We start from the raw sequence: 21,925 nt of genomic DNA on the forward strand, positions 1-21,925 counted from the left end.
TTGATACATCTTCAATATCATAATCTAAATTATCACTTGGTAACACTCTATCACATCCTATCTAAAATCAAATATTGTTGTCCTCCTTGCATCCTAATTAAAATCAATTTATCTCCTACTTTTTTATCTGTATATCTTTTAAATGTATCTGTCTGTATTAGGAAAAAATCATCAATAGATAATTTTTGTTCTATCTTAACTTTTAGAGGACTAACACTTTCTATTGTTCCAAACACAACTCTCATCGGATTACTTGTTTCTACTGCATCCATTGCTGCTTTTTTTATTATTTGTAATAAATCTTGTGACACTTTATCACCTCACTTATATAAATCTTCTTACATGTGTATATCCTTTGCCACTTCTATATGATTCAACTGACTGTATTTTGACTACATCTCCAGTCTGTGGTGAATGAATCATTTGACCATTTCCTATATACATCATTACATGGTTACTACTTCCTCCTCCAACCCTACATAATAAATCTCCTGCTTTCCACTTGCTTCTATCTTTTAAATCTACAGCTTTACCTGCTTTACTTTGTGTTGCAACAGTTCGAGGAATTTTTATACCTATTTGTTTATAACACCATTGAGTAAATCCAGAGCAATCAAAAGTATTTGGTCCTTCTGCAGCTTTAACATATTTACAACCTAATTTACTTTTAGCTATACTAATTAATTTATCTGCTTTAGAACTATTATTTGTTGATGTATTAGCATTACTATTATTTTGAACTTGATAAGTTAAATCTTTTAAATTCTTTTCTGCTTCTTCATTGCTTCCAACCCCTGCACCACTTGAATTATCATAACTATTACCTGTTATTTGTTTATAAAATGCACCTACACATTTTACCCATTCTTTGTCTGAACTTGAAGAGTATTTATTTCTAATGCTTTCTAAAGTTTTTCTTCCTATATGGATATAGTTTCTTGATAAATTACTTATACCTCTTTTTATTCCTTCATCCACACTAGAAAAACTTAAATACTTTTCATCTACTCTCATTCCAAAGAAATTATTTTTAGTATTTGCAATATTTGAAGTTCCTCTAGCTGATTCGTGCATAGATATAGCAGCCATAAGTGCTGGATTAACTTTATAAGCATTTGAATATTTAACAAATATATTTCCTGTATTTGATAATTTACCTTTAAGTAGTTTATTAATTTTATTAGCCATTTCAGTATCTTCTTTACTTGTAGTATTTTGTGTTGTATCATTTTTCTTTTCATCTTTATTATTATCATTTCCACTATTATATGATGATGAAGAATAAGAAGCGAATTCGTCTCCATCAACAAGTGTTAAATCCATAAAGTGACTGTTATTTTCAAAGGTATGTTTTACTTTCTCAACTAACATATAATTTTGCAACTCAATATCTCCTAAATCTAAAAAAACAGGCACTAAACAACCTGCTCTTACTCTAATATCCCCAATTACATTTTTTAAACTTAGTGACTTGGTTTTCTTATTATATAATTTTAAGAGCATTTCTGCTTTTTTATCCATTTCTGCTTTTGTCATGTTACTATCCACTGTATCAAATAGTTGTAACACTCCCCAACTTCTTATATGGACTGAATCTTTTACTGTAGTAGAAATTCTTTGACTTGTATTTTCATCTTCTTTTAACAATTTTACTTGAGTATAGGTATCACTATCAATTGAAGAATTATAGTCAAAATCCTCTATAATATCATTATTCATAATTATATCAAGTTTCATTGATGCAACATTTTTTAATACTAATCGACCAAAATCATCATATAGTACATACATTTCTTTTTTTTCTTTTAGAGTATCATCAAGGGCAGTTAAAACCATATCAAAAAGTGTTTTGTTTTCTTCTATCCTGGATATTTTATATTTGGTGTCCTCTATAGCTTTGTATTTTAGTTTAAAATCGTCAGACAACATTTTTATTATTTCACTTGCTGTATGATTTTTAAAAACATAGGTATCTTTATTTTTAAAATATCTCAATTGGTCATATGCAACAATTTTAATGTGATTTTCTTTATCTCTTTTCTTCTGAAATATATATCCATAAAATATACCTATTCCCTTATAATATAATCTTACTGAATTGCCTTCACAAAACTGCAAAATGTCATCCATTACTATTGTAAATTCGAGTTTAGAAGGTACCCCTCTTCTTTCTATTTCCCATGTAATTCCGTCTAAAACTACAGGCTCATAAAAATCCTCCCAATGTGCAATAACTAGCCTTATATCTCTATCATTTGCCAGAACTAAGTCATCAGCCAAGTTTTAACACCTGCCCTTTGTAGATAGTATATTTACTTAAATTTTTACCTTTATTTGCCTTATCCATCATTGATTTATTTAGTTCATATACTTTCTTATATAATGAACCATTACCAAGTTGTTTTTGACAAATTGACCAAAGACTATCCCCTGCTTTTACTGTATATGTCTTAGAATTTGGTGCATTAATTGAATCCACTCTCTTAGGTTCTATTTTTACATTAGGCCTACCAGTCTCATTTTTAGGTGTAGCAGAAACTAATTTTTTAGTTGAGTAATCTTTATATTGCTTTAACTTAATAGCAACTTTTACATCTGAACCATTTTCTGCATCTTCAACAATATTATATTCTTCTAAAGAAACTTTTCTATTTGTATTAAATAATACTCTTCCACATAATTCTCTTGAAATTATGAATTGGAATGGCTTACAATCAGTTTTTAATAACTCTAGCTTACTTAAAAAGAATTGGACATCCTTAAAAGTACCACGATAAAATGGCAACTTAGTATGTGTAAATTCTGCTTCAAATGAAAACTCTGATAAACCAGAAGTTTTTAATATGTTTACTTCACCAGCATTTATTAAGTCTACAGTTTTATTTTTATTCGTTACTTTCACCTCAAGTTTACCAGGGCTAATTGGTAATTGTACTCCATCTAAATAAAAATCATAAGCCATTTACATCACTCCTTCCTAAACTACACCTTCTGCTGATACAACCATGGCATCATTTAATTTTTCAGTTAGAACATTAACTATTCCATCTAAGTCAGTATCCTTACTTATATTATTTGTATTATTCATATCAATTTTTATATTGACTCCTGTAAATCTGTTAATTACCTCTTGCTCAGCTATGTCTCTTAAGTATTTTAAATCCTCTTGGCTTTTGTCCATCGTTTTAGCCATTTTAGCGGTGTTACCAGCAGTATCTTTTGCTCCTTTTGCAGCCTCATTTAGTGGAGAATTAAGTCCACCAGAACCAAATCCATCTCCTAATCCATATTTATCATCCCAGAGGTCATCAAGTCCAAGTTTTTTCTTTGCATCTTCTATCATCTTATTAATATCAAAAGTATCTTTAAATTTATCAGTTATAGATTTTTGCCACTTTTCACCTAAAGCATTTCCCTTTTGGAATGCTGCCCCAATATCTTTATATCCCATCCGCTCCAATTTAACTTTTTCTGGTGCATCTCCTACCCATTTGTTTAAGTCTGAAATTTGTTTTTTAATTGTGCTATTATCCGCTTTAACAGGTGTAAATGTCGCTTCTGTAACTTTCCCAATATTCACTCCAGGTATTTTATTTAATAAATCAACCAGTTTGTTTACACCTCGTATTGCTATATTAGCTCCGTCAACAAAAGCTTTCCCAAGTGCATTCCCTGCTGAATTTACAGAATCATTTAGAGATGCCATTTTCTCGATTATAAAGATTACACCCTTTGCAATAGCTTGTTTCATAAGATATACACATTGATTCCATCCATTTGCAATTCCTTCATTTATAGTTATACATCCATTCAGTAGCCAAATCATTACGTTTTGTATTGCTGCTACTGCTGCAAATACTGCACCTACAATTGCACCTACTACAGTCAAAGATGTACCTGCGAATTTGTTTACTGCTGCTACTGCAACAAAAACTACTACTATAAATGCTATAATACCTAATATTACCCACGTTATTGGACATGCATATAATGCTGTATTTAGACCATATTGAGCTGCTACTTGTCTCCATGTCGAACCAGTAGCTAAATCATGCATGATAGCTGTTTGAGCTAATTGGAAATTAAACCATTTCTCAGATAATAAAGCTATTGAATTTGCTACTGAGAATGCTATAGTTGCTATTTTATATGCTCCCAAAGCTGCAACAACACCATAAATTATAGGTGCAATAATACTCCAATTTTGTGCAAAGATATTAACAACATTTAACGCCTGTGTTATTATCCAACCTAGTGCCTGCACTATTAAACTAACACCTACAATAATCGAATTTGCAAATGCTTGAAAAAAGGGACTTCCTAATATATTTATAATTCCATTAAAAATACTAAATGCAACTGCTCCTAAAACATATAATGAATCTATAAAATTATCTATAAATGTTCTAAATCCCTTACTAGACATAGATTGTTCTATTTTTTTCTGTATAACACCAAATATCATTATTGCATTATTTTTAATAGATGTCCAAATTTGCCCAAATGTATATGGCATCTTCTCAAATTCTGCATTAGTCTGTTCTGCTGCTGAAAGTAAAGCATTTTTTACAACATCCGCTGTAATCATTCCTTCTGATGCCATGCCCTTTATTTTTCCTATATCAACATCTAAGTAATCCGCAATTGACTGAATTATATTGGGTGCTGAATCAAACACAGCATTTAATTCTTCACCTCTTAATACTCCTGAACCCAATCCTTGAGTCAACTGCAAAAGTGCTGAATTCATTTCTTCAGTACTTGCTCCTGCAATTACAAACTTTTTATTAAGCTGTTCAGCAAATCCAACTATTTCTTTGGTATTAGCAAAAGCATTACCAGCATTCATTCCCACACGTGAAACTATATTTGCAGTATCTAAATAAGATGCTCTTGACCTTTCAGCTGATTGAAATATCATTTTATTAAGTCCACTATCTGATTGTTGACCATCATTTATCATACCAAGTCTCGCATTAGTACTACTCATCTGATCACTTAAATTAATCAATGCACCAACATTTTGCAAATTCACAAAACTTCCAATGAGACTTTTAACTTTTCCTACTAATTTATTGGTTCCAGTTGAACTTTTTCCAATGTCGTCATTAAATCTTCTTTGTTGTTCATCGGCTTCTCTTATCTGCTGTTCTAATCTATCAAATCCAGCCTCAGCCCTTGCCAACTCTTCTCTAGCTCTTCTTATACTACTAGAATCTACTGCATTTGATGAAGTTCTTTGTAACTGTTCAAATGAACTAATAACTATGTTCATAGCATTAGTCATATGTCGAAATGCGGGAGTCATGCCATCGAAGATTCGAATTGATGTCTGTATTGTTGCCATTTTTCAACCTCCTCCCTTATTATTTTAAATAAAAAAGTACTCACTAGTTTAGTAAGCACTTTTTATACTGTAAGTTTAATAATTTTTTTTTCTTAGTATCAAATCTTTTTAATTTCTGTAAATACAATAAAGCTTCTTTTTTCTCTTGACAAATATACCACTCTATAATTAAAGTATCTTATCTATATGTTTTATTTACATATTTAATCTGTTTTATGGTATAATAAAAGCAAGAAGAACTACAATCTATTACCAATAGAGTGAAGTTCTAAAAATTATTGTTTATTTCTTTTGAACTTAATCTTTAGTTCAAAACTAAAGTCACTCTTGCCGGAGTGGCTTTTTACTTTTTGGATACAAATACAAAATATGTATCCAATCAAACTAGCTATTAGACTAGCTAATACATTAAGCAAAAAATTATCCATATATCTCACCTCCCTTCTTAACGTTGGGAGGATATTTTTTTGATACATGAACTCCACTCTATAAATTGTAGGTTACATCTTCTTGCTAAAATATTATAGCATATAATTCTCACATAATTTACCTATTCTATATTTATTTAATATTTCTCTATCCTCTTCTACCTCTTTTTTTCTCTCTTTCAGCCTCTTTCATAGCTTCTTCTTCATCTTCTATCTTCACAAGTATTGAGGCAGCTGTTAATGCTCTCTCATTAACTTCTAAATTCATATATTCGCTAGGTTTCCACTTTAGCTTTTGAATACAATAATGAGTAATACCAGCATCAAAGTCGCCACCTCGAATTAGTTTTTTGCTTCTTCTACTTTATCTTCAAAAGATGTATCAAATCCATTAACTTCATTAACTTTTACTGTGTAATTTACATATTCTCCTGCTGTTAACATTGTTTTTAATAACGGCGTCTCTCCCATTACTCCATAACTATTCTGTAAATCAGCATCCTTTAAATCTGGAAATACAGTAGACGCTACACATAATTCAGCTACATAGCTATTGTAGTCAATTTCACTTGTATATTGTCCAGTTGGTTTACCATTGTTACCAATCACTTTTACTCTTTTAGTACACTTTCTTCTTAATGCTTCATCTTCCTCAGATGATAAAACTTTAAGTTCCCATTCTATTGGTTTTCCATCCTCATCTACGAATCTATCACTTGCTATATATTTTACATTATCAACCTTTATTGCATTTTGAGCTAAAAAAGCACTTAAATTACTCATATTACTCTAATCTCCTTTTATTTTAATTTTTCTCATAAAAAATACACATCTATAGCTTATAAATGTGTATTTTACTCCATTCCTGCCAATAAATTAAATTTTTCTACTAGTTCCCAATCCTCAAAAGTGAAATCCATGTCTTCATCTAAGTATTCACCATCAGCATCAAATTTAGTAATTATTCCACTGTCCATATTACAATCTTTAAGTACTACTGTCTGTCTTCCTACAGCAGATGTAGGGTCTTCATTTGTAACTTGTATATCAAAATAAATATCCTCACCAGTTTCTTTATATCTATAAAGTAACTCTCTAAAAATAGAAGTATTATAATGAAATGTTGCACTTCCAGTATTTGTACTACCAGTTGTTTTATTTCCCTTTGTTGTTCTTCCTAAGATTGGAACCTCACTTTTATTTTTCTCCATTTTAGCTTCTAAATCTATAGCTTGCATGAAATTATATCTTTTACCTTCTATAATTACAAAGCATTCAGCTTTCTTTGCACTAACTGTATCTTTAGCATTTATTGTTTGAGCCATATTTTCATTCTCCTCTCTAACTTACTGAAACTGTCATATAAAGCTTACTCATTGCATTGATAACCTTAACAGCATCACTTACTACAACAGTTTTCTTATCATTTCCAAGCTCTACACTAACATCATCAGTTTTAAAATCCTCTATTGCTCTTATATTTTCTAATTCCTTATGGTGCTTTACTACATCATTCCAGAAACTTATTCTTCCTGCCTTATCATTTGGCACTCTACCTAGATATTTTGTATTAAATAAAATAGCTATGTCATTAGCAATTTGATCAAGCACCCTTACTATTTGATTAGATGAAAAATCATCATTTTTATCATCTGTAAAACTTACAAAAGTATTTACATCCTCTAACACATGAACTTCATCACCAACTTTATGGAATATAAATTTACCAGTTTTTAAAGCTTCTTCAAGTTGTATTTGTGTGTAATTAAGGTCTACATCAAATTCACCATCATATTGCTTGTTAGTGTTAGATTTATTTATATCACACCCTGCTATAGCCCCAGTAGCCCAGTAAACCAGACTAGATTCTAATAATCCAGTATCCTTTACTTTATTTTCTACAGATACTACACCTTCATAATCTGCATCATTCTTTTTATATAAAACAGTTTGAAACTTAGCTCCTACCTTATCTCTCATTCTTTTAGTAAATTCTACAAAGAGGCTTTTTATTTCCGTTGTAGTAGCTAAACATCCTAAAGAATTAAAACTATAGCTTTCTATTTTATCAAGAAATACTTGATACTCTGCTCCTGTCACAGCTTCACCATTAGTTCCATTGGTAAAAGTTAAACCTGCTGTAGCTTCTAGTGTTGCATCTTTCTTCCAAGTAACATAATCATTATCTTCTAAATCTGTAATGATTTTTGCTATTTGTATGTCTACTTTTTTATTATCCAAAAGTGTTATAACATCAAACTTAGTGTTATCATCAATATTTACTTTAACAACCACTTTTAAGCTATTTCCTCTTATTCCACTATATTTGGCTGTAGCAATAGTGCAACTAGCTTTAACACCTTTATTTAGTTTATAAAAATATCCTAGTCTTATATTTTTAAATAAATCTCTAAGTCCTTTTAATTTATCATGTGTATAATCATATCCAAAATACTTTATTGAATACTTCTCAAAATCATCACTTGCGACTTGGAAAACTTCTTCATCAATACCCCAATCAAGTTCAATTGGCATTGCCACAATCCCTCTGTCAGATAATGAACTAGTTGCTCTCTTAGCTGAAATAAAATTTATATAAGTACCTGGTAATACTTTATTTTGTGTTACAAATGTTCCTCCACCTAAAGCCATTTAAATCACTCCTTTCATAAAATTACTTATTATATTATCCACAACTGAGAAGGAATACAATTCATCCTCGTTTAGAATTGCATTTAGTAAGTCCTTCTTATCTACATATTTTTTAGCATTAACTATTTGTTCTTTAGTAAACTTATAATCATCTTCTTTTTTTAATATTTTACTCAAAATTATCCCCCCTCTTTAAGCCTCCAAATAATTCAACCTTATTCATTTTATCTGTATTATTACTCTTTAAAGTGAAGTAGTTATAATCAACAAAGAAATGAAGTACATTATCTATAATTTCAAAGTTCATATTTGTACCTCTGACTAAATCTCCATTAATTTCTATATACTCTAATTCCTCTAGTAGAATTTCAGCTATCTCATTTATTTCAGAATTCTTGTCTCCTGAATAAGGGAAGTAGTGTATATCAAATGAGTTTTTCTTTAATGTTCTACCACTTGGATATGACACTTTGCTTGGATTTAGAGGGCAAATAAAAAAACAAGGTTCATTAATCCCTTGTTCTACATCTTCACTATAAATTGTATAACTCTCTCCAAATGTTTTATCTAACTTTACTGATATTCCATCTATAATATTATTAAGCATCAAACACTCCTTTAAGTAATATTAATAATTTTTTCTCTATAATCTTATCAACTTGACCTTGTAACTCCATTTCTGAAATAGTCAAGAAATGTTGTCCTTTAACCCATCCATTACCACTTTTAGTTCTATGACCAAATTCAACATAACTTGCATATTCAGTTGGATTAACAACCTCTATAATATATGTGCTTCCTTCTTTATACACAGGAAGTGACCTAGCATAAGCCACTCCATTCCACCTATCTTGCAAGAATCCTGTATCTATTGGAGTTCTTCTAATCACTTTATCAATCAATTGTGCTGCTAATTCTCCTGACGCATCTCTACAAAACTTATCTAAATCAGTTTTTGTAAGCTTCTCTATTTTTTTACAAACTCTCTTGAAATTTCTAAAATCAACACTACCCCATCTGGCCATTACGCTTTATCCTTAAGTAGTTCTAAGATTATTTCTTGATGATTTGGATATATAGCAGGTTCTCCACTTCTTATATATTTTTTACCATTTATAATAAGTTTTGATCCAACTTTAATTTCAGTATTTGGTGATATAAAGAGTTTAATAGTTTGTGTAAGTTTTGCTACTTTTCCTTGTTCTGTAGACATAATATTTTTATATGAAAGCTTGCATGGTTGATTTTCTAATACAACTATTTCTTTATTGTTGGTTCTTTTAGTTATAGGGTCTTTAACTGGTTGGCATTCTATTATAGTACATTTATCTCTATATAATCTCTCTACTGATGTTCTAATTCTATTTACCATCTTAAGCACCTAAATGCTAGTATTTTATTATTATCATGAGTAGTGAGATAGCTTATGAGAGCATCAAAGCGTTGTTCAGGTGTTTGTGATCCACTTCCTATAGCAAAATCTACCTTTGTATCACCTTCTGATATTGACTTTTCTACAGCTTCAAAATTAAGACCTTCTATATTTAATTGACCCATATTTTTTTTAGTAAATAGGAACTCTCCAACTATCCTATCTACATCTATATTATATAGCTCTTTTGGAACTTCACTTATATTACAATCAAGTTTAATAATATTTTCTATCTTTTCTTTTAAAAAATCTATTAACCACTTATCTCCATTTTTTAAAATATATCCAAAAGATTCTAATCTTTTCTCTATATCATCAACACTATTATCAATCATAAAGTTTAACCTTTTGATATTATTTGAGCAATTGCAATGGATTTATGATCAATATACTTTGTTTTAGTTGTTGATCCATCATTTACTAAAGACCAGTTTAAACCATCTTCAAGCTCTTCTTTTGTTGGAGATAATGAAACCTGTTTTTTCTTTTCATAAGAAATTCCACAAGGTGCAAATACTTTTCTTTGTCTTGTATATAAAGTATCTTGACCACCATTTGTTTTAGGGTCTCTATCCATTTCATAAGGAACTTTTGCTCCTATATCCTCATAATCAAAAGCCCCATCACCTAATATATAAGTCGTATATTTTGTATATCCATCATCTGCACCACTTGTGCTTTCTGCAACATTTTCTACAGGCATACCATCATCAATTAATATAGTTCTACCATTCCATGTAGCCAAACCTAAGTCTCTTTGTATTCCTTGTTCATCTGTATACTTTAGATAAGTTAATAGATTTAAATTCTCTAAATTAGTAGCTACACTACTGTGCATTATAACTAGACTAAATTTATTTTTGTTATCCCCACATGATTTTTGTATAGTTGTATTAAGACTTTCAGCAGAAACTTTTCCATCACTATTTTTAGTTATATCTGATGTATGAGTATCAACAAATTTTTTATTTTCAGTTCCTGTCATTGAGAATATACCCTTTAATATTGACAACAGTGTATCTTGGTCAACATCCTCCCAAAATGAAGCTACTTTATTTCTTACATTAGCCATAAAATCTGCCCCTGCTGCTATATCTTGGCTAAAGTCTTTCTCCATCCATGCTTTAGCTCTACCAATTACTACAACACCTCTTTCATAAGTAACAGTAGTATCCGCTGTTATATCTGTCACACCATCATAGTTAAGTGCATCACCTTCTAAGTTGCCATACATAGGTATCCTTCCATATGAAGTAGTTGTTTGACTACTAAATAAATTTCTAATTTCTAAATTTGATTTTAAGGCTCTTGATTTTATTAATTCATTTCTCTTTAGTGCTGGAGCTGACTCCATATACTTTCCAAATGCTTCTGCATTAAATGATTTTGCATCAAATTTTGTATTTGCCATATTTATTTACCTCTTTTCTTTAATTTTCTAATTGATTACACCAATCTTCATAAGTAAAATCCCTTGGTGTTTTTTCTACTATAGGACTGCTTTCTCCTGGATTTACACCTTTAAAATTAAATTTTGTTTCTTGAGTTCCTTCAAACAAAAATTTACTATCTTCATTTTCTTGTAACTTTTTAATCTGTTCTAATCTTAAAGATTCATATTTATTATCATCTTTTTCATCAATATCTTCAAGTAATGCCTTTATTGCTTTTTTATTTCTAGTTCCACTTTCTGATAGTAATCTTTCATCAATAGAATCTCTTCTTATCTGCTTTATCTGAGCTTCATAATTAATTTTACTTGTTTCATTTTCAGTTTGTAATGTTTCAATTTGTTTCTTTAACTCATCTATATTCCCAGTTGAATTTTTTAACATTTCTAATTGAGTATCACGTTCTTTTATATCTTTTTCTAATTGTTTTTTTATATTGTTTACATCATCAAACCTTGATTTAGGTATATATCCTTTCAATTCTTCACTTAAAGTACATAGTATCTTTTTAACATCTTCTTCCTCTAGTCCTAAATTTAACAAAGCTTCTTTTTTCATATACATTAATCCTTTCAAATACATTTTTTACGTTGTTCAGTCAACGATTATTCGTCTTTGTAGTTAACGCCCAAAATACCAAAATGGCTATTTTCACATAATAAAAACACCTACTATTCTTAAATTAGTAAGTGCTTTATATTTGTTCTACTGATTGAAAATATAATTCATCATAAATCAACTGAAGTTTTTTACCATCTTCATTTAAATACTCTTGATTTACAAATCCTATTAAAAATTGTTTGTCTTCCACATATTGCATTAAATCTAATTTATTTTCTATAGTTAGTTTAAATTTAATATAGTCATTTTCTTTCTTAACTGAGTTCAAAATATTATCCTTCAATTTTTCTAAATCTATTAGACAATCATCTATATCAAAATATTCTTCCTTTTCATTAGATAATAGGTCTATAAGATAATCGAACAATTTATTTTCTAATTCTATATTATACATCTTTTAACCTCCTTACTACATCACTATCAGTAGGATTACATTGAATTAAATTACCTGTATTAGGATTAATAGTTACAGTTACTTTCTCTCCTATAAATTTATAGCTTTCTTTTTTTCTTTCATCTTTTTCTTTTAATGGATTTAATAGTGCATCTTTTACATCTTCTATAGTTACTCCACTTCTAGGTCTATTTGTTTTAAAATCATTACTAGTACCTAAAACTCTATCAATAAAATGCTTTGAATAACTTTCAATTTTAATACCATTTGAAGTTGTAACACCAACCAATTCTTTTTCTATTCTATCATTATAATATTTATAATCTGCAAAACTTGAAAAAACTGATATATTCCCTGCTTTTCTAGCTTTATAATAGTCTTGCATTAAAGCCCAGTCACTACTATTATTATACTTAATATTTTTATATTCATCAAATTTAGAAGGTATTTCATTTCCTAATATATTCTTATACTCTTCAAACTCTCTTCTATCTTTACTCTCTTTACTCTCATTTATATTCATGCTTCTAAGAGAATAAGTTTTTTCTTCTCTTAAATCGCCCTTAATATAATTTTTATACCATTCATTGTACTTCATATTAGATGGAATATAATATATTTTTTCTTCTTTATCTATTGCTACTATATAACTTTCTTCATCATCAAAATAAGGAGATGTTGTTGTACGACAATGACAATGAAATGGTGGAGCTGTAACTCCAATTTCGTAATCTTTCATTCTATAGACTTTACCATCTAACTCTCTGCATATATTTGAAGTTCTTAAATCCACTGTGGAAACTATCTCATATTTCTCTATCCCTAAATCATTAAAACAATCTTTCCTTGAAACTGATGCAAAGAAAGCTGATTCAGTCATTATTAGATTTTTAGTTTTAGATTTAGATACATTAAAGCACTTAACAAGTTTTCCTATTAAATTCTTTGGATTTTCACCTCTAATAATTGATTGAGTTAACTTGGTATGTAGTTCATTTACTAGAGAAGATTTATACTTATCACAAATTCTTTTACTAAAATTTAATCCATCACTGGTCCAAGGTTTTGAAATAATTTTATTTATTCTGTTAGTATCAAGTAACATTAAATTCCATCCAACACTAATTCCTTGTTGAACACTAAATACTGTGTGATAATATTCACTTGCATAAATTTCTCTCATCAGTTTATCAATATCATCAAGTTCATTTCTATATAGAACTTCCACTTGCTGTTGCAACTGTAATTTTAAAGCTTCAATCCTAGTAATATGAACTCTAACTCTAACATTTTCTAATTCTTTTATCCATCTTTGATTTATGTGATTTTCTTTACTATACTTGATATACTTTTCTACACTCAATTTGAACTCTTCTAACTCTTTTGCAGTTAGTAATTTCTTAGAGTCTAGCAAAGATATGCCCTTATTCTGAGCAAATTTGTTATACCATACAAGTATGTCTTTTTCTATATTATCTACAGATAGTTTATACTGCTTTTCTAATTTAAGATAGTACTTTACACTTTTATTATTCTGAACTTCTTCTAATTCTTCAAATCTATTTCTCCAACAATCTTTAGGTTTCATTTATAACACCACTATTATTAGGAATAATATTGTTGTATTCTTGTTGGCTATCGTCTTTTTCTTTTTTTATTTTTTCTATTTCCTTCTTGACATCTACAGTCCAAGGATGTTGAGATACAATAGTTTCCTCTGATAATAATCCAACTGAATTTTGGCAGTTATTAATACTTTCTGTTTCATTTATTAGTATATCTTTATTAAAGATTATTTGTATTTCTTCATTTTCATAATTACCTTGACCAGTATTTAAAAGGTGCATATTTACAAACCACAACAGTTCTTCAAAGGAAGCTTGAAATTCAGTTTCCATACCATTAGCATCTAAATCTATATCGCTATACATACTTTGTATATTCATTTGATTTGGATTTCCACTCATTTTATCATCTTTGGCATCATATCCTCTTCCATTTTCAATTAATGCCTTTTTAAATACTTCTAATATAGATTTGTAGTTATCAGAATTTATTTTTATTTCTAATGTTTTTAAATCTCCTATAGCTCCATCTACAGTTCGGACCTTAACAGCCCCATATTGAGCTAAATTTTTCCTAAACTCTCCCAAATTTTGACCATCATAATTTTGAAGTACTAATATTGTATTTCTAGCATCTTCTTGCATGTTATTTTCAAAATCAGATAACATAATATTTATACCATCTTGTAAACTCTTAACTCTTTTTATAAGGGGTATTTCTTTATTATTGTACTTAAATGGTATTAGTGGTATCTTATCCCAATTAAGTTCCTTATGAATATCATTAGATTCAACTACAAAGTATGAAGAATATGGCTTTTCTAGGTCAGGTATTAAAGTCATTCCTTGCAAAATATATCTCTTGAGGCCTTCTTTTGAATAAACTTCTACTTTTTCAATTATCTTTTCATTTGATTCATTACATGATTTTACCTCATATAGTCTTACTACAAAGTCTATAATTGTATGCTCTGAATCCTTCCAAAATGGTAATATCTCATATGATGGAAACCTTTTAAAGCTTAGTTTACCATCTTCACTATAGTATGGATGTAACCATGATATCCCACCATTTAAAGAATCCTCACATAGGTTTTTGAATGTCCTAAGAAATTTTTTATTAAATATATTTTTTAATAGCTTATCATAAACTTCATCTTGAGTTTGAAATGTAAGGGGCTTACCTAATAAATAATTAACCTTTTGATCTACTAAATTAGCATACTTATTATCTACTATTTTGTTATTTGGTAGATTATCAATTTCTACTAATTTTCCATTTTCTCCAATAACAGTACGTTTTCTCCTCAGAATATCATGTTCACCCTTATAATATCTTTCTCCTTGTAATTGCTCTTTTCTAGTACTCGATGCTTTCCACTTATATATCTCATACTCTATATATTTCAAATTTCTTTCTGATTGTATGAGTGGTTTATTTAAAATATTATTCAGCTTAGCTACCCCCTTTCTTACCAAATTAAACATCTTATATCACCCCTTACTTAGTCAAAACTAAATACATCACCTTTTATAAAATCTTCAAGTGCATATCTCATAGCATCCATTAGATGATTAAAATTATCTATAGGTTTATTAATCTTGTTTCCAAACTTATCTTTATCCCAGGTGTAATTACTTATCTCAGTTAAAAAGTTTACACATTTAGGATGTACTATAATCTTATAATCCTGAATATACTGAATACCATTATTTACACTGTCTTTTCCTTTTCTTGACCCTTTTATATTTCTTAATCCTAACTCTCTCAGATGATCAATATCTTTTGGAGAAGCTGAATCTGCTGTTATATGTTCTTTAGAATATCCTTTTCTATTAACTTCTTTATAAATTTTCTCATTGGACATACCCTGTTTATATATTTCATCAAATACATAAATCTCTTTTGAAGCTTCATCAACTAATCCACAAAATAAAGTTGATGGGTCATTAGTATAACCAAAGTCCATACCAAAAGCTGATTTAACATTTCTTTCTGTAATAATGTCTATATTAAATTCTTTCTCTTCCCAATTCTCATATACTAATCCATCAACAATACCCCAGTCACCAAGTCCTGCTACTTTATAACGCCTTGGATTGTTTTTTTTCATAGTTTCAAATACTTTTTTATCTGCATCATCTAAAAATTCATTGCAAATGTAATTAGTCGTTTTTGAAAGTATATCCTCATCTTTTACATCAAAAAATCTTTTTTTAATCCAATGCTGTTCATTCCAAGGGTTAAATGTCATTGTTATTTGCTTAAATAGTCCATTTGGAACTTTACCTCTTATACTCTCATCTAGCATATTAAAGCTATTCTCATCTGTTATTTCATAAGCTTCTTCAATCCAGCACCAACAAAGTACTCCAACATCAACAGTTATAGATGCAATTTTAAGTGGGTCATCAAACCCTCTAAAATATATTTTTTGTCCTGTAGGGATGTATGTAATTTCAAGTGGATTAGTTGTACTATCCCAATAATTATCTACTCCTAACTGATGTATAGCCCATTTGAGTTCCTTATAACAACTATCTCTTAGTGTTCCAAAAACTTTTCTTACAACCAATAAGTTAGCTTCTGAGTACTGCATTAACTTAGTAATATAATATAAAGCTGTTGTCTTTGATTTTTTAGAAGCTCTTGAACCTTTACAAATTCTATAACGACCTTTAAATCTCCAATAATCCTTATATCCTTTGCCAATTAGTTTTGCTATATTTACTTTCTTAATCTGCAATTTCATCATCTCCAACTATAACTATAGGAATATTGCCTTCAACTTCTACTTTATCTGTAAATAGTCTATATCTCTTCCCTAATAATTCAGCAGCCTTATTTCTATCTCTTATATTTACATCCTTTTTGACTCTTTCAACACCATTCTCAGAAACTATAACCACTTCTTCTTTTGCTTCATTTCTTACTATTTTAGTTAAGTACTCCATAACTTCTTTAGCATCAGCTATTCTATTTGACTCAAGCTGCTTTAATCTTTCTTCAATGTAGTTTTTAACCTTAGTATTACTCAGCAGTCTACTTCCATTGCTTTCTGCCGTTCTTTGATTAATACTTTTATATGCTTTTTTATACGCTTCTGTGGCATTACCAACTTCAATATAATAATCACAAAACCTTTTTTGTTTTTCAGTCAAATTTACCATACCACCACCTCTTTATTTACTTTATAAATAAAAAATAAGACTTTAAATTTAATCTAAAGTCTTATTTTAGTAGATCTCTATTATATTAAAGGAGCAAGTTCTAGTAATCAAACTTAGAATTTATACATCAACCCTTATAGTTCTAATGCTGTTACCAAGATCAACTCTTTTATATGTTTATATTAAATTTTATTTTAATATATCTAAATATATATATTAATGACCTTGGACATAGTAAAAATTAGATTTATAACATACACATGCATTCCTAACCTGTTGATGTAAACTAAGTAAATCTATTAATCTGGTACATATTTATTTTTGTGATAAAAATATTCATTTCCATAGTACTATTATCTCATATTTTAAATTAGAAAATCGGCAGAAAATCGGCAGAAAATCTAGAATTTAATTTATTTTTTTATTACATAGTATCCAATTTCTGCGTTTATTTTCATAAAAAATAGATAGTCATTAACCGTTTATAAATCTAACATATTGAATAATGGTTCTTGTTCTATTAGTGCTTTTTTGCCAAACAAAGCTATTGATATTGAACTAATAGCTTGGTTAGCTCTTTCTCTTAATTGTCTCTCTTCTAAATACACTTTATCAACTACTAAATTCCATTCTAAACCTTCAATGTACCTATATTTTATAATTTGTTTATGTATTGGCTTTAAGTTATTTATAGCTGAGTCTATTGTACGCTCTAGTGCTTCCATCTCATATAATTCAATCTGTTTTTCTATTATCTTTTCTTCAAGATCAATCAACTTAATTTCAACTTGATTTCTTATAGAGTTTGTCTTACTTATAGGAATTCTGTCATAGCTCAAACCTTGCATAAAATCACCTAAGTGATACTCTCTAAGATATTTTATTTGAATTTTTAAACTTTCTATGTTTGTATGTAGTTGTTTATAGTTGTCAAGATATTTCTTAGTTGCTATAAAAAATTCCTTTTTAATTTTACTTGCCATAACATCACCCCTATTTAATTAAACTCCAACTTCTTGTTTTCTTCTTATTAAATTTCTAATATTCTATCTAACTATCTACCCCATACTTTTATCAGTTCATCTAAGCATTTCATTTTAATATTTATAGTCAAAATTTCTTTCCTGAATTCATATTGTGATGTACTTTACCTTTCATATCTATATAGATAACTTTGCCATTTTATTTTAAAAACTATCTTTTGACTCATTGCTACTCACTGCAATTTTATTAATTTAAAATTAATTTTGATGTTATTTATTTGTTTTGTTAGATTTCCTCTCACATTTTTTGCAACAATAAATCTTTTTAGACTCTTTTGAGATATAAAACAATTTACCACACCAATTACAAATTATTCTCTTATTCATAAAATCACTTCTTTCTCATTTTTCGCGACACTTATTATTGCAATTTTCACACTCTTTAAGTTTTAATCTATACTTATAAGCTCTGCCAATAATAAAACTAATTATTATAATTATAAAACTAATTAAAATATTCATTTTTCAGCATATCCTCATATTCACCTCTAGCTTTATCTATTGCAATAAATATATCTTCTCCATTATCATATAATTCTTTTGCTCTTTTAATTGTATACTCTGTTCTTGAAATTCCCATTATTCCTCCTCAATATATTCAACTTTCCAGCCATTTCTCGTTTTACTTTTCTTTTTAATTGCTTGATAAACTGCTTGATATTTTAACCTTAAAAAACAGGCTGCGCTATCTATAGATTCAAATTCCATTACTTCTTTTGTATTAACATTTTTTATTCTTACTGGTGAATCTTTTTTTATTTTTCTTTCCTTTTTCACTCCAAATTCAGACAGCATTCTTTCTGGCCTTGGATAGACCTTTTTTCCATTTCTTATAATTCCAAACAAACAACAATACAATGCTAAGTAGTTTCTACATGTAAGATCATCTTCAATAAGATTATCTCCTACCGAACCACTAAAGTATCTTTCTACCTTAAACATTTATTTCACCTCATACTCAAACTTTTTAAAATGGTAACTCATCATTATCTATAATTTCAAATTCTTGATAATCTAATCCTATTGCTCCAGCTTGTATGTTCTCTTTATATAGGCTATCTAATTTATTTTTTCTTTCTAATGCCTGTACTTCCTTAGTACTAACTTTTGTAAAAGTTCTTTTTTCACATGATTGAGTCTGGTAATTATCAACTCTTATGTTCCCTTGTAATGCCACCAGTTTCCCTTTAGTTATATAGTTTGCACAATATTCAGCTGATTTGCCTATTACTTCGATTGGTATAAAATCAGTTTCTCTCTTTCCATCTCTATTTACATAGTTTCTATCTACAGCTATTGTAAATGATGATATTGCTGTACCTGTTCCTGGTATATATTTTAGTTCTGGATCTCTAGTTAATCTCCCAACTAATACAACTTGATTCATTTTTTATACCTCCACTAATATTATCTAAATTTAGCCTTTTGGCTTTTTTTTATAATTTCATCTAGTTCCTTATTACTATATTGAGTAAATGTCTGTTCAAAATTAGCAAACTTATTTTTATTTGCTTTACTATTAGCTTTTATTGACTTCTTATTTTCATCTTTAAATCTATATAAATCTAATTGTTCATAAGTGGTTATATTTGCATCCTTCCATTTTTTTAGTATTCCTTTTAAATATGATAAATTCATATTCATTCTTTCAGCACATATTTCTATAGCTCTTTTAAATACTCTTATTTCTACTTCATTAGATATTTCTAATAACCATTCATTTGTAACTGGATATAAGACTCCTAGATTTTCTTCATATAGCTTCTTAAATTCTTTTAAAGAATCATCCACAGGTTGTTCTATATACATACTATTAGAACTATTAATATTAATACTATTAATATTAGTGTCCATATTTTTCGTGTCCGGCTGATTCGTGTCCAGAAAAGTAGGACATGGTTCCATGTCTACATTTTTATGACATTGCTTTTTCTTTTTTTTATCTTCTTTTAATCCTCTTTTAGATATACATTCATCTATATAGATTCTATCAAATACAATTTCATATATATTATTTTGCATCTTACCTTGTTTAGATTTCTTTTTATGAATTCTTATATATCCACTAAGCTCTAACTCATTTTTATATTTTGTAAATGTATCTTTTGATATATTTAATTCATAACAAATTAAATCCCTAGCTGGAAAACAAATTCCATTTGTTCCCGCAAAACTAGTTAAATATGAATACAACATTCTAGCACCAACAGTTAACCATCTATCTCTTGCTACAATTCTTGGCATAAGTCCATACCCATCACTTAATATGTTTAACTTTTCTATAACTAACTTATCTCCACTCAAGATGACTCACCTGCTTAATCAACATTTACAGCTTCTTCCACACTAGCTTGACCATCTATATTCTCTATATCTTCTTTTACTTCGAAATCAATTTCTAAACTTTCACTTTCATCTACAACCATACTCATATCTTCGTCTATTTCAGTTTTTATTGTTTCATCACCTACCATAGCCTTTTGTAGCTCTATACTAAGTGGTGCATATTTTAATAATTGTTTTATAACTGTCTTTTTAGCCATTGAATCAAAATCAGTTTGCCATGGTCCACTGCTGTAACTTTTACTTTTACTCTTTGCAAACTCTATAATTTCATCTTTAGTCATAAAAGAGAAACTATGACCTCCCGTATCTAAATGATATACTGCATAATATCCAATTATTCCCCCTCTATCACTGTTTAACTTAGGTTCATGAACTAAATCTTGATGAAGCCCATATCTAATCTCAAACTTGTCGTTTTCTCTTATTTTATGAGCATATATAGTTTTTATCTTCCCACTTCTTTGTGCTAATTCCAAAAGACCTTTATACCCAATTTGAAATTGCACCTTCTTACCATATGGTATTAAATATGCTTGACCTAAAGGGGTGTTAGGCTCAAGTCCTAATTGAGCGGATTCCATCATTGCTGCTATAAAACTCATAGGTTCACATGTTTGTAACCTTGGATTATTACTGAAAGCTGTTAATGCAACTCTTTGAAACCTCTCACTTGAAACCATACTTGGTAAAGCTTTTTTTATCTGACTTGCCATCTTATTCATAAGTTGTTCCATACCTTTACTTGGGCTTACTTTAACTGTGTTTACTCCTGAAACTTTCTTTTCTAATACTCCTTTTGCTTTTTCACTAGCCATATATATTACCCCCTATTTTATTTTGAATGTTCTGTATGAACTTATATTTGTATATTTTTCTGCTATATCAGGCATTTCTTCTCTAAGCTTTTTGGTATCAATGGACCTTTTGGTAGCTCCTTTCCAAGTTATTATTCTTCTGTCTAATGTTGCTAACTCAAACTCTCTCATTTCGCTTTGTATTTCTTGTTCTATTAGTTGTTTCTCTCCCTTTAGTTCTTTCATTTGTGAAACTATATCATCATATCTTTTTAACTTTGAAATACCATCTTCAAGTAGATTTAGTTCTACTTTCTCTTTAACTGAATTTTTATATCTTGCTTTTAAATATTCGCTATAAGTATCTGAGCCATCAGGAATTGGTAATATATCTTTTAATACATTCTCTTCCCAAAATTCATTCTCTATTTTCATTAGATTTTCAATTACTTCTTCATCTCTATTTATCTTGTGCCATACAAACTTTTCGTTTCCAAGAAGTGCTGCTATATAACAATGTGTGGCTCCTGTAACAGCCATATAGTGTAAACACTGTATTTCATAATGAAGTGGAACTCCATTTCCCCATTCTTTTATAGAAAAACTATTAGTTGTCTTACATTCCAGAAAAGCTTTTTCTCCAACTATAGCTCTATCTATATTAGCTATTGCAAAAGGATA

At 29.0% G+C, this 21,925-nt stretch carries 27 protein-coding genes; all 27 read right to left on the reverse strand.

Annotated features, from left to right (window positions below; all coding sequences use genetic code 11):
• Positions 1 to 50: 50 nt before the first annotated feature.
• The gene (locus tag KGF50_RS13200; RefSeq protein WP_227848473.1) at positions 51 to 311 is read right to left on the reverse strand and encodes a DUF2577 domain-containing protein; all 261 of its coding nucleotides are present in this window, start codon (positions 309 to 311) and stop codon (positions 51 to 53) included.
• 13 nt (positions 312 to 324) lie between these two features.
• Complete coding sequence (locus tag KGF50_RS13205) at positions 325 to 2,280, reverse strand: NlpC/P60 family protein (protein WP_227848474.1); 1,956 nt, start codon at positions 2,278 to 2,280, stop codon at positions 325 to 327.
• On the reverse strand, positions 2,273 to 2,962 hold the full coding sequence (locus tag KGF50_RS13210) for a LysM peptidoglycan-binding domain-containing protein (protein WP_227848475.1): 690 nt from the start codon (positions 2,960 to 2,962) through the stop codon (positions 2,273 to 2,275). The genes KGF50_RS13205 and KGF50_RS13210 overlap by 8 nt, the downstream gene beginning before the upstream one ends.
• A 15-nt stretch (positions 2,963 to 2,977) precedes the next feature.
• On the reverse strand, positions 2,978 to 5,347 hold the full coding sequence (locus KGF50_RS13215) for a tape measure protein (protein ID WP_227848476.1): 2,370 nt from the start codon (positions 5,345 to 5,347) through the stop codon (positions 2,978 to 2,980).
• Between the two features lie 275 nt (positions 5,348 to 5,622).
• A complete protein-coding gene (locus tag KGF50_RS13220) occupies positions 5,623 to 5,775 on the reverse strand; it encodes a type I toxin-antitoxin system toxin (protein WP_227848477.1) in 153 nt (50 codons plus the stop codon).
• 342 nt (positions 5,776 to 6,117) lie between these two features.
• Positions 6,118 to 6,558, reverse strand: coding sequence for a phage tail assembly chaperone (locus KGF50_RS13225; protein ID WP_227848478.1), 441 nt, complete (start codon positions 6,556 to 6,558; stop codon positions 6,118 to 6,120).
• Positions 6,559 to 6,629: 71 nt separating this feature from the next.
• The gene (locus tag KGF50_RS13230; RefSeq protein WP_227848479.1) at positions 6,630 to 7,100 is read right to left on the reverse strand and encodes a phage tail tube protein; all 471 of its coding nucleotides are present in this window, start codon (positions 7,098 to 7,100) and stop codon (positions 6,630 to 6,632) included.
• A gap of 16 nt (positions 7,101 to 7,116) precedes the next feature.
• Complete coding sequence (locus tag KGF50_RS13235; protein WP_227848480.1) at positions 7,117 to 8,427, reverse strand: phage tail sheath family protein; 1,311 nt, start codon at positions 8,425 to 8,427, stop codon at positions 7,117 to 7,119.
• The gene (locus KGF50_RS13240; protein WP_227848481.1) at positions 8,428 to 8,604 is read right to left on the reverse strand and encodes a hypothetical protein; all 177 of its coding nucleotides are present in this window, start codon (positions 8,602 to 8,604) and stop codon (positions 8,428 to 8,430) included. It abuts the gene before it with no gap.
• Positions 8,597 to 9,034, reverse strand: a complete 438-nt coding sequence (locus KGF50_RS13245) for a DUF6838 family protein (protein ID WP_227848482.1) — start codon at positions 9,032 to 9,034, stop codon at positions 8,597 to 8,599. Before KGF50_RS13245 ends, KGF50_RS13240 begins: the two co-directional genes overlap by 8 nt.
• Entirely contained in the window at positions 9,027 to 9,452 is a 426-nt protein-coding gene (locus tag KGF50_RS13250; RefSeq protein WP_227848483.1) for an HK97 gp10 family phage protein, read from the reverse strand. Before KGF50_RS13250 ends, KGF50_RS13245 begins: the two co-directional genes overlap by 8 nt.
• Positions 9,452 to 9,799 carry a hypothetical protein gene (locus KGF50_RS13255; RefSeq protein WP_227848484.1) on the reverse strand — a complete coding sequence of 116 codons (348 nt, stop codon included), beginning with the start codon at positions 9,797 to 9,799 and terminating at the stop codon, positions 9,452 to 9,454. Before KGF50_RS13255 ends, KGF50_RS13250 begins: the two co-directional genes overlap by 1 nt.
• On the reverse strand, positions 9,793 to 10,194 hold the full coding sequence (locus KGF50_RS13260; protein ID WP_227848485.1) for a hypothetical protein: 402 nt from the start codon (positions 10,192 to 10,194) through the stop codon (positions 9,793 to 9,795). The genes KGF50_RS13255 and KGF50_RS13260 overlap by 7 nt, the downstream gene beginning before the upstream one ends.
• A gap of 5 nt (positions 10,195 to 10,199) precedes the next feature.
• Positions 10,200 to 11,270, reverse strand: coding sequence for a phage coat protein (locus KGF50_RS13265; RefSeq protein ID WP_227848486.1), 1,071 nt, complete (start codon positions 11,268 to 11,270; stop codon positions 10,200 to 10,202).
• 19 nt (positions 11,271 to 11,289) lie between these two features.
• Positions 11,290 to 11,868: a phage scaffolding protein gene (locus KGF50_RS13270; protein WP_227848487.1), complete on the reverse strand. Its 579-nt coding sequence runs from the start codon at positions 11,866 to 11,868 to the stop codon at positions 11,290 to 11,292.
• A gap of 136 nt (positions 11,869 to 12,004) precedes the next feature.
• Positions 12,005 to 12,325, reverse strand: a complete 321-nt coding sequence (locus tag KGF50_RS13275) for a hypothetical protein (protein ID WP_227848488.1) — start codon at positions 12,323 to 12,325, stop codon at positions 12,005 to 12,007.
• Entirely contained in the window at positions 12,318 to 13,913 is a 1,596-nt protein-coding gene (locus tag KGF50_RS13280; protein WP_227848489.1) for a minor capsid protein, read from the reverse strand. The genes KGF50_RS13275 and KGF50_RS13280 overlap by 8 nt, the downstream gene beginning before the upstream one ends.
• The gene (locus KGF50_RS13285) at positions 13,903 to 15,378 is read right to left on the reverse strand and encodes a phage portal protein (RefSeq protein WP_227848490.1); all 1,476 of its coding nucleotides are present in this window, start codon (positions 15,376 to 15,378) and stop codon (positions 13,903 to 13,905) included. Before KGF50_RS13285 ends, KGF50_RS13280 begins: the two co-directional genes overlap by 11 nt.
• Before the next feature lie 17 nt (positions 15,379 to 15,395).
• Positions 15,396 to 16,637 carry a PBSX family phage terminase large subunit gene (locus KGF50_RS13290; RefSeq protein ID WP_413926819.1) on the reverse strand — a complete coding sequence of 414 codons (1,242 nt, stop codon included), beginning with the start codon at positions 16,635 to 16,637 and terminating at the stop codon, positions 15,396 to 15,398.
• Complete coding sequence (locus KGF50_RS13295) at positions 16,627 to 17,061, reverse strand: terminase small subunit (RefSeq protein WP_227848492.1); 435 nt, start codon at positions 17,059 to 17,061, stop codon at positions 16,627 to 16,629. The genes KGF50_RS13290 and KGF50_RS13295 overlap by 11 nt, the downstream gene beginning before the upstream one ends.
• 482 nt (positions 17,062 to 17,543) lie before the next feature.
• Positions 17,544 to 18,044, reverse strand: a complete 501-nt coding sequence (locus KGF50_RS13300; RefSeq protein ID WP_227848493.1) for a hypothetical protein — start codon at positions 18,042 to 18,044, stop codon at positions 17,544 to 17,546.
• Between the two features lie 505 nt (positions 18,045 to 18,549).
• Positions 18,550 to 18,684 carry a hypothetical protein gene (locus tag KGF50_RS22380; protein ID WP_255654935.1) on the reverse strand — a complete coding sequence of 45 codons (135 nt, stop codon included), beginning with the start codon at positions 18,682 to 18,684 and terminating at the stop codon, positions 18,550 to 18,552.
• Complete coding sequence (locus tag KGF50_RS13305; RefSeq protein WP_227848494.1) at positions 18,684 to 19,046, reverse strand: hypothetical protein; 363 nt, start codon at positions 19,044 to 19,046, stop codon at positions 18,684 to 18,686. Before KGF50_RS13305 ends, KGF50_RS22380 begins: the two co-directional genes overlap by 1 nt.
• Positions 19,047 to 19,071: 25 nt before the next feature.
• Positions 19,072 to 19,491, reverse strand: coding sequence for a single-stranded DNA-binding protein (locus tag KGF50_RS13310; protein WP_227848495.1), 420 nt, complete (start codon positions 19,489 to 19,491; stop codon positions 19,072 to 19,074).
• A 20-nt stretch (positions 19,492 to 19,511) separates the two neighbouring features.
• Positions 19,512 to 20,408, reverse strand: a complete 897-nt coding sequence (locus KGF50_RS13315) for a DnaD domain protein (RefSeq protein WP_227848496.1) — start codon at positions 20,406 to 20,408, stop codon at positions 19,512 to 19,514.
• A gap of 14 nt (positions 20,409 to 20,422) precedes the next feature.
• A complete protein-coding gene (locus tag KGF50_RS13320; RefSeq protein WP_227848497.1) occupies positions 20,423 to 21,265 on the reverse strand; it encodes a recombinase RecT in 843 nt (280 codons plus the stop codon).
• A gap of 12 nt (positions 21,266 to 21,277) precedes the next feature.
• The coding region (locus KGF50_RS13325; RefSeq protein ID WP_227848498.1) for a YqaJ viral recombinase family protein at positions 21,278 to 21,925 on the reverse strand (648 nt) is incomplete at its 5' end.

This window comes from Clostridioides sp. ZZV15-6598 (genome assembly GCF_020657705.1).
Classification (GTDB): domain Bacteria; phylum Bacillota; class Clostridia; order Peptostreptococcales; family Peptostreptococcaceae; genus Clostridioides; species Clostridioides difficile_F.